At 38.0% G+C, this 6,402-nt stretch carries 17 protein-coding genes; all 17 read right to left on the bottom strand.

Features of this window, described 5'->3' with window-relative positions; genetic code table 11:
• Nucleotides 1-339, bottom strand: a 339-nt coding sequence (locus AC3WVA_RS28100) for a dUTP diphosphatase (RefSeq protein ID WP_492322402.1), incomplete at its 3' end; no start/stop codon positions are given.
• Nucleotides 340-352: 13 nt separating this feature from the next.
• A complete protein-coding gene (locus AC3WVA_RS28095; RefSeq protein ID WP_440032878.1) occupies nucleotides 353-520 on the bottom strand; it encodes a hypothetical protein in 168 nt (55 codons plus the stop codon).
• A gap of 64 nt (nucleotides 521-584) precedes the next feature.
• On the bottom strand, nucleotides 585-716 hold the full coding sequence (locus tag AC3WVA_RS28090) for a Fur-regulated basic protein FbpA (protein WP_492322401.1): 132 nt from the start codon (nucleotides 714-716) through the stop codon (nucleotides 585-587).
• A 9-nt stretch (nucleotides 717-725) separates the two neighbouring features.
• A complete protein-coding gene (locus tag AC3WVA_RS28085; protein WP_492322400.1) occupies nucleotides 726-1,145 on the bottom strand; it encodes a hypothetical protein in 420 nt (139 codons plus the stop codon).
• A 1-nt stretch (nucleotide 1,146) separates the two neighbouring features.
• On the bottom strand, nucleotides 1,147-1,464 hold the full coding sequence (locus tag AC3WVA_RS28080) for a hypothetical protein (RefSeq protein WP_492322399.1): 318 nt from the start codon (nucleotides 1,462-1,464) through the stop codon (nucleotides 1,147-1,149).
• A gap of 4 nt (nucleotides 1,465-1,468) precedes the next feature.
• Nucleotides 1,469-1,783 carry a hypothetical protein gene (locus AC3WVA_RS28075; RefSeq protein WP_492322398.1) on the bottom strand — a complete coding sequence of 105 codons (315 nt, stop codon included), beginning with the start codon at nucleotides 1,781-1,783 and terminating at the stop codon, nucleotides 1,469-1,471.
• A 24-nt stretch (nucleotides 1,784-1,807) separates the two neighbouring features.
• The gene (locus AC3WVA_RS28070) at nucleotides 1,808-2,233 is read right to left on the bottom strand and encodes a nucleoside permease (protein ID WP_492322397.1); all 426 of its coding nucleotides are present in this window, start codon (nucleotides 2,231-2,233) and stop codon (nucleotides 1,808-1,810) included.
• A 10-nt stretch (nucleotides 2,234-2,243) separates the two neighbouring features.
• Nucleotides 2,244-2,525 (bottom strand): hypothetical protein, encoded by a 282-nt coding sequence (locus tag AC3WVA_RS28065; protein ID WP_492322396.1) that lies wholly within the window; start codon nucleotides 2,523-2,525, stop codon nucleotides 2,244-2,246.
• Nucleotides 2,522-2,713 (bottom strand): hypothetical protein, encoded by a 192-nt coding sequence (locus AC3WVA_RS28060; RefSeq protein WP_492322395.1) that lies wholly within the window; start codon nucleotides 2,711-2,713, stop codon nucleotides 2,522-2,524. Before AC3WVA_RS28060 ends, AC3WVA_RS28065 begins: the two co-directional genes overlap by 4 nt.
• Entirely contained in the window at nucleotides 2,700-3,173 is a 474-nt protein-coding gene (locus tag AC3WVA_RS28055; RefSeq protein ID WP_492322394.1) for a hypothetical protein, read from the bottom strand. The genes AC3WVA_RS28060 and AC3WVA_RS28055 overlap by 14 nt, the downstream gene beginning before the upstream one ends.
• Before the next feature lie 22 nt (nucleotides 3,174-3,195).
• The gene (locus tag AC3WVA_RS28050) at nucleotides 3,196-4,068 is read right to left on the bottom strand and encodes an ATP-binding protein (RefSeq protein ID WP_000615479.1); all 873 of its coding nucleotides are present in this window, start codon (nucleotides 4,066-4,068) and stop codon (nucleotides 3,196-3,198) included.
• A complete protein-coding gene (locus tag AC3WVA_RS28045; protein ID WP_492322393.1) occupies nucleotides 4,010-4,753 on the bottom strand; it encodes a DnaD domain protein in 744 nt (247 codons plus the stop codon). Before AC3WVA_RS28045 ends, AC3WVA_RS28050 begins: the two co-directional genes overlap by 59 nt.
• Nucleotides 4,754-4,978, bottom strand: a complete 225-nt coding sequence (locus AC3WVA_RS28040) for a hypothetical protein (protein WP_492322392.1) — start codon at nucleotides 4,976-4,978, stop codon at nucleotides 4,754-4,756.
• Nucleotides 4,978-5,154 (bottom strand): hypothetical protein, encoded by a 177-nt coding sequence (locus tag AC3WVA_RS28035; RefSeq protein ID WP_195756696.1) that lies wholly within the window; start codon nucleotides 5,152-5,154, stop codon nucleotides 4,978-4,980. The genes AC3WVA_RS28040 and AC3WVA_RS28035 overlap by 1 nt, the downstream gene beginning before the upstream one ends.
• A 203-nt stretch (nucleotides 5,155-5,357) precedes the next feature.
• The gene (locus AC3WVA_RS28030) at nucleotides 5,358-5,498 is read right to left on the bottom strand and encodes a hypothetical protein (protein ID WP_170877240.1); all 141 of its coding nucleotides are present in this window, start codon (nucleotides 5,496-5,498) and stop codon (nucleotides 5,358-5,360) included.
• Complete coding sequence (locus tag AC3WVA_RS28025) at nucleotides 5,488-5,610, bottom strand: hypothetical protein (protein WP_267876745.1); 123 nt, start codon at nucleotides 5,608-5,610, stop codon at nucleotides 5,488-5,490. The genes AC3WVA_RS28030 and AC3WVA_RS28025 overlap by 11 nt, the downstream gene beginning before the upstream one ends.
• Nucleotides 5,611-6,378 (bottom strand): phage antirepressor KilAC domain-containing protein, encoded by a 768-nt coding sequence (locus tag AC3WVA_RS28020; protein ID WP_492322391.1) that lies wholly within the window; start codon nucleotides 6,376-6,378, stop codon nucleotides 5,611-5,613.
• Nucleotides 6,379-6,402: the final 24 nt, after the last annotated feature.

The following is a 6,402-nucleotide window of genomic DNA, read 5'->3' as shown; positions in this document are numbered from 1 at the left end:
GATGCGGGTTCCCTTTTCAATTACATGAGCTTGCATGTTTGTCGCTTTTGGTACTTCAGTGTTATCAACCAACACCCCAACCTCTCCACGGTATCCACTATCCACTGTGCCAAGTACAACTCTTAACTTTGTGTTACGCGTCATACCGCTACGCGGGCGCACCTGTAATTCATATCCTGGTGGAATCTCAAAAGCTAATCCAGTTGGTACAACCTTTGTTTCTCCTGGCCAGATAACCGTGTCCTCTGCTGCTACAAGATCAAAACCGCTATCTCCTGGCTTCGCATATTGTGGCAACTCCACATCTCTTACTCGCTTAATCTTTGTTCTTAAATTCATCATGTCCCGCTCCTTATAAGTAACTTTTCAATTTCTCTTTCTGTTTCTTCAACATTTCCAAAGAGAGTTTTGTCTTCCGCTTCTCGTTATTCAAGCCAACCAAGTGATACTCCATCTTACGAATCTCACTCTCTACTACCTCAAGTTCACTTTGCACCTGCACCGCAGTTTCTTTTTTCATTACTTGCCACCTTTAGATTCCGCTAATAATTTAGTAATTTCATAAACACCGTTTTGCAATTCCATCATTCTTCATCCACTCCTTTTAGTAGCCCCGCCAGTTCCTCGCAACTACCTTCAAATAAGTCACGCCCGTCGGCTAGCTTGAATATATTCATCTGAATCAATCGTTCTATTAACCTGTCTTGCTCACTCATGTTGCCTCCCTAGCTGATTTGTTTCTTTTTATACTTACGTGGTGGTTTTGTTGCCGCCTCGTACGGATCCATTCCTCTTTCCATCCTTGCGTAAAATGAGGATGTGCTAATCCCGTTTTCTTTAGCTATTTTTCTTAAAGATTCCCACTGCTTGTGTTTTTTCGGTGTTGTTACTGCTTCAAATGGATCCATACCACTTTTAAGCCTTTTATATAATGTTGTATGGCTAATTCCGTTTTGTTCTGCTAGTTTTTTCAGCCCAGCGTTTATTCCTATCCCGTACTTTTTCTTTCTAACCGGTACCGTTATAGCGCGTTCTATTTTCCACCCGCGCTTATTAACTCGTAGATACACGTTCATTTTGCTAATACCATTCTTAGCAGCTTTCTCATAATCCTCATCAGTAATAACCGGACTATATTGCTTCATATCACTTCCTCCTTACCCTTGACGATATTTCCGCCGCTTCTTTCTTGGTCAATCTTGGGACTGTAGCTGCTTCAATCGGTTCCCATCCTTTATCCTGAACGCGTTGGCGAAACAACTTATATCCAATCCCGTTTTTCTCCGCTATTTCTAATTCTTTCTTATACTTTTTCGTAAACGATTCGTTCACCGGACGTGTAATAGCTTTTAATATGTTCCAGCCTCGTATAATCCGTTGATCTACATTACATTTGCTAATACCGTTATTCTTAGCGATTTCATATTGCTCCCAAGTTGGAACTGGTAGATAGTTATTTTCCATCACCTTAATTCCCTTGCGAGTTATGACGGAATAATGTTGTTTTCTTTCTGACTGGAGTACTTGCAGCTCGCTCTAGCGTCCATGCCAATCCATTGACCCGCGCAGTAAAGGTTTTATATGGAATCCCATTTTTCTCTGCAAGCTCCGCATACCCCTTATATTTAGGTCTATTACATTTTGGTAATAATGGCGTTGTAATTGCTTTTTCAATCGTCCACCCTAAATACTGAACCCTTTGATCTACATTTTTTCTTGGTATCCCATTCTTCTTTGCAGTTTCATACTCATCCCAACTTGGTACTGGAAAATATACACCCATTCAATTCACACCCCTTAAAAATCATTAATTTGAACAACGTCTCCCTGTCTCAATAGGTGGCGTTGTGGCCGCCAATTCGATATCCCACTTATAATTACGGATTCGTGAATGAAACGTTTGATAGTTAATGCCATTCCCCTCTGCAATTTTAGCCATTTCCTTAATAAAATCTGATGTTTTTCTAACAGGCTTTGTTGCTGCTTCTTCTGGAGTGAACCCTAAGTTCAATCGACTATAATATGTGTTTGGATTCATTCCACTTTGTACCGCTACATCAAGCCATTTTTCCGACTCACTTTGTTTTGATTCACGTTTCTTACCAGGCGGTGTTGTTATAGCTTCTTCTTTATCCCAAGCGCAGTTGTAAACGCGATTTCTTAATGTATTTTTGTTTACTCCATTTTCTTCAGCTCGTTTATAATCTGACTGATTTAAAATCCCCTTTTTCATTTCGCTCCCCCTAATCTAACTCCATAATTTCTGCAAGCGATCGATTACTTTCCACAGCTTTTATAATTTGGATTCTCCCGTGCTTTGCTATTGCTTCTTTCTTTGCATCTTCTTCACTTTTCACTTCAAACCAATCAATTTTCTGTTTCTCATCCTGATCATAGAAGTGAACTTCAAACGTAGGCGTTATAGCGTTATGACTACTGCCAAATAAAAATTGTTTAGAAGTACTAGTAGCTTTATAGTCAAAGCTACCTATTACATCCTCAAAAGAGAGTTGACCGCTTCTCATGCCACAACGCCTGTCTTCTCTTTTTGCTGCATACGATGAATTTCCATTAACCTCGCTATAACGGCATGGCGCTTTCTATCCACTTCCTCAGGTGTTTGATTCGCAGCTTCGCAAACGCATGGTCCAAATTGATACATACCCATTCCAATAACGTTTTGAATTACTCCAGTTCCGTTACACACGCACATAATCGTCATCCTTTCTTATTACAACTTCGATACCTTGCTTTGATATCTGAGCTATTGCAAATGACATGCTATTATCACCGGCAATAATTAAACGCAGTTTGTTGAAGATGTAAAGTAATTCTTTGTCTGAAAATTCAATCTTTTCTCCTGTTGGCTGTCGCAGTAATTGCCCTTCCATTTTTTCAAGCACATCAATTTCTATATCTGTCTTATCTTCTTCTATTTGCTGTTGCACTTCCCTTACACTTTTACGGTACCCGTAGCGCTTGCCTACCGCTTTGATTAAATCAAACAATGTTTTCGTTTCGATCCTTCTAACAGTTGGATCACCGTAGCATATTGAGCAAGCAGTTATCATTTTTTCTTCAACATGTACTTCTTGAATATCGATGTTATCAATAGCTGCACCGCATATATCGCAATAAGGTTTAGATGGAGCTTGTATATTATCAAAAAACATTTTCATATCCCCCTTATTTAAATTAGAAAGGTAATGGTTTCTGTCGTTTATCTGGCGTATTTTTAAACGTCATGGCGGACTTACAACCAAGTATTCGGGATGTGATTCGTTGATCGTAACAGTATGAGATAGCCGCACCCACTAAATTTGTAGCGATTCCGTTCGCTTTCCCTTGTCTCCCATCGAATATAGTCATGTACGTATCATTCATATATTTAGTCGCCCTTTGAAGACTTGTAATATCCCCTTCACCTTTTGCATTGTGAAATTGCAATGCTTTTAAATTGATGTCACGATAATCTCCTAATGTAGAACCAAAATCATCAAATATTACTACATCCGCATCAATTATTTTTTGTAGGTAATCATCCTCTGATATATCATTTTTATTAAATGTAGCCTTTAACTTTTTAAACAACACACTCTCACTTATAAATAAAACTGTTTGTTTACCATTCTCATTAACCTCTTCAGCAATAGCATGCATTAAATGACTTTTGCCTCTTCCTGCATCTCCAGAAGCAACTACTGTGTATTTTAGATTTTTGATAAAGTTATGAGCATGCTCATAAGCTATACCTTTGTTGATGCTTTCCTCTTCACATTCCGGAATAAAACTATCAAATGTTGCCCGCATTATTGTTGGATCACTAATTAAACTGTGGTTATGAAAATAAGCTTTTCTTTTTCGTTCTTCCTCACCTTTGTAATACTGGTTGCATTCCTCAAACAATCTATCGTGGTCTTTTTGTAAATAACACTTAGGACAAACTTCTTCTCCTTGGAATATCATTGTTCTTTGTTTTATTCCTTTTGCTTTACATACTTCACACATATTAGAAGTCAAATTCAGTTTTGTTGTAGTAAACTGTTCCGTTGCTTGCAACTGGATCATTTTGCTTCGCTCCTTTGTTTCGGTTTTTATATTCAGCTTCTGAAGCTTCTACATCTTGTAATGTCTTTACATTATTGTTAGCCCACTGCTTTAAGATTCCCTCAGCATATTTCCATTTTTTTTGCTGCTTTAATGTGCGTTCCATAGCAGCTATAACAAGTTCTTCGCTAGTATCTTTAATCCATTGCTCTATACTGTCTGCCATGAATGGATTTAGCATTCCAATGTTATTTTCATAAAAAGAGAAGGGATTCTTACTACTACTACTTTTTGTTAAATTAGTATTGTTAAGATTAGTATTGTTAGTGTTTCCCTCAGACACTACCCCTAGTTTCTCTGGGACACTACCCTGGTTTCCCTCAGACACTACTAGTTTCTCTGGGACACTAGGTGTAGGTAGGACATAATATATATTGGATAAGTTATTACCTTGATCATCTTTCCTATTAACTTTTTGAATGTAGCCTTTTTCCTCTAATGACTTGATACATTGCACTATTTTCTTTCTTCCACATCCAACTTTCTCAGCTAAAGTTGTTAAAGAAGGGAATGCTGATTGCGTATCTCGATTTGCATGTCTTACGATTACTGCGTAAGCTTTAAATTCATAAACATCCAAATCACAATTGTCTATTGCGTCATTCTCTATCATGAAAAATCCTTTTCGTTTATCAATAAAATTCATTTAGTTCACCTTCTTCATCCAACACTCGTAGCTGACATTATCCACGTAGCCTATTGTTCTAAATTCTTGTTTGCCTTGAAAACTTCTACCGCTTTGTTCATAAAACTTACCGCTTTTATATACCGTTTTGATTTGTGTTACATAGTCATAACCTCGTTTTTCTAAATCGCGAACTGCTATTAACATTTCTTTCATTGATCCACGTCTTACTGGCACCTGGAACATCACGCATTCTCCCTTTCGCATAACGCTATATCGCCTTGAATATCAATGATTTTGTATCCTGGATAGCGATCAGGAGTAATGTACTCAATCGCCTTTGCTTTTGCTTCTTTTTCGTTTCGCACGCCCTCCCATACCCATGACGGAAGGACGACTTTCGATTGATTTTTATCTAACATAGACTTTCACTCCTTATTTACTTAGAAGAAACGAGCGTGTATACTAGAGGTACATAATAATCTAAAGTTTCACGAACCATTCGATTAGGCGTAGTCGAATGGTTTTCTTTTGTTTTGATGCTGTACGCATCATCATGACCAGAAACGAGGTGGAGGGGGAAAGGCGTCCGCTCCTGATCATGATGACAAGCACAACGCTTGTCCTATTTAGCTAGAGTTATAAACTCCTTATGCATTTCCTCAACCTTATCTGCGCTGTTATGTATCCCTTTAGCTCTTAAATCCTTTATGATCCATGCTAGTTTCTTTTGTTCGTATTCATCACGCTGTTCTTTATTTGTCATCTCTTGACCATCCCGTTTTCTTGTCCCATACATCTATTCGGTGTACCAGGTATACAGATAAACATATTGCAGCTGCTACGATAGCTAGTGATAATGTGCTTTCTTCCATCATTTAGATCGCTTCCTTTCCGAGAAACTTATTAATGAAGTAAAGCTGACCTTTCCCAGTAACTTTTGTAGTAAATGATGTTACGAATTCACCTACGCTATTTGTTCTTACATATTCTTGTGATTCAAATAATTCTAAGTCCATTGAATACTGTGTTGGCGTGTTGTACAGGCTACCTCTTTTCTTGCAAAGGTATCCGTTTTCTCTAAACCATTCGAAGAGCCTGTTTTGACCTGTGTCGATTCCTTTTTGTCTCATTAAGTTCGCTAACTGTTTGACGGTTATTAGGTTTGTTGATACTTGTACAGCTTCTGCGAATGTTACTAGTGGTTGCTGTTGTATGATTTGTTGTTGTGCTGCTGCAAGCTTTTCTTTCTCTTCTTTTAATTTAGTGAGAAGACCGATTGCAAAGTCTGGATTTGTTACCGCTTGTTCCAGGACTTGATCTGTCATGTATGCCCCGTGCTTTCTAATAGATGGAAGCACTTCAATCGCTAACCAATCTTGAAAAGCTTCTGCTATTTCGTTGCTTGCTTTGAAGGCTAACTTGTACACTAAAGGTTCTGGAATTAAATCTCCTTTCGCCACTTGTGGCGAATTCTTAGGAAGATAAGAATTAACCCTACTCCATCTCACATACTTTCTTCCGTTTTTGACATCAACTATTCCTAAACTCTTAGCAACTTGTTCTACATCGAACAATACTTCGCCATTTTCGAATTTTGCTGATACCTCAAAAATTTCATTTTCAAATTTTTGTAGTGTATTCATACTTTCACTCCTTATTATTTGTTC

The sequence above is a fragment of the Bacillus sp. EB106-04-02-XG92 genome, assembly GCF_058791995.1.
This window is presented reverse-complemented; position numbering and strand designations above follow the sequence as displayed.

Excerpts from the sequence above, each read along its gene's own strand:
- AC3WVA_RS28085 (WP_492322400.1), bottom strand. The coding sequence starts at position 1,145 with ATGAAGCAATATAGTCCGGTTATTACTGATGAGGATTATGAGAAAGCT.
- AC3WVA_RS28090 (WP_492322401.1), bottom strand. The coding sequence starts at position 716 with ATGAGTGAGCAAGACAGGTTAATAGAACGATTGATTCAGATGAATATA.
- AC3WVA_RS28020 (WP_492322391.1), bottom strand. The coding sequence starts at position 6,378 with ATGAATACACTACAAAAATTTGAAAATGAAATTTTTGAGGTATCAGCA.
- AC3WVA_RS28050 (WP_000615479.1), bottom strand. The coding sequence starts at position 4,068 with ATGATCCAGTTGCAAGCAACGGAACAGTTTACTACAACAAAACTGAAT.
- AC3WVA_RS28030 (WP_170877240.1), bottom strand. The coding sequence starts at position 5,498 with ATGACAAATAAAGAACAGCGTGATGAATACGAACAAAAGAAACTAGCA.
- AC3WVA_RS28095 (WP_440032878.1), bottom strand. The coding sequence starts at position 520 with ATGAAAAAAGAAACTGCGGTGCAGGTGCAAAGTGAACTTGAGGTAGTA.
- AC3WVA_RS28055 (WP_492322394.1), bottom strand. The coding sequence starts at position 3,173 with ATGTTTTTTGATAATATACAAGCTCCATCTAAACCTTATTGCGATATA.
- AC3WVA_RS28070 (WP_492322397.1), bottom strand. The coding sequence starts at position 2,233 with ATGAAAAAGGGGATTTTAAATCAGTCAGATTATAAACGAGCTGAAGAA.
- AC3WVA_RS28040 (WP_492322392.1), bottom strand. The coding sequence starts at position 4,978 with ATGTTCCAGGTGCCAGTAAGACGTGGATCAATGAAAGAAATGTTAATA.
- AC3WVA_RS28060 (WP_492322395.1), bottom strand. The coding sequence starts at position 2,713 with ATGTGCGTGTGTAACGGAACTGGAGTAATTCAAAACGTTATTGGAATG.
- AC3WVA_RS28045 (WP_492322393.1), bottom strand. The coding sequence starts at position 4,753 with ATGAATTTTATTGATAAACGAAAAGGATTTTTCATGATAGAGAATGAC.
- AC3WVA_RS28035 (WP_195756696.1), bottom strand. The coding sequence starts at position 5,154 with ATGTTAGATAAAAATCAATCGAAAGTCGTCCTTCCGTCATGGGTATGG.
- AC3WVA_RS28080 (WP_492322399.1), bottom strand. The coding sequence starts at position 1,464 with ATGGAAAATAACTATCTACCAGTTCCAACTTGGGAGCAATATGAAATC.
- AC3WVA_RS28075 (WP_492322398.1), bottom strand. The coding sequence starts at position 1,783 with ATGGGTGTATATTTTCCAGTACCAAGTTGGGATGAGTATGAAACTGCA.
- AC3WVA_RS28025 (WP_267876745.1), bottom strand. The coding sequence starts at position 5,610 with ATGATGGAAGAAAGCACATTATCACTAGCTATCGTAGCAGCTGCAATA.
- AC3WVA_RS28065 (WP_492322396.1), bottom strand. The coding sequence starts at position 2,525 with ATGAGAAGCGGTCAACTCTCTTTTGAGGATGTAATAGGTAGCTTTGAC.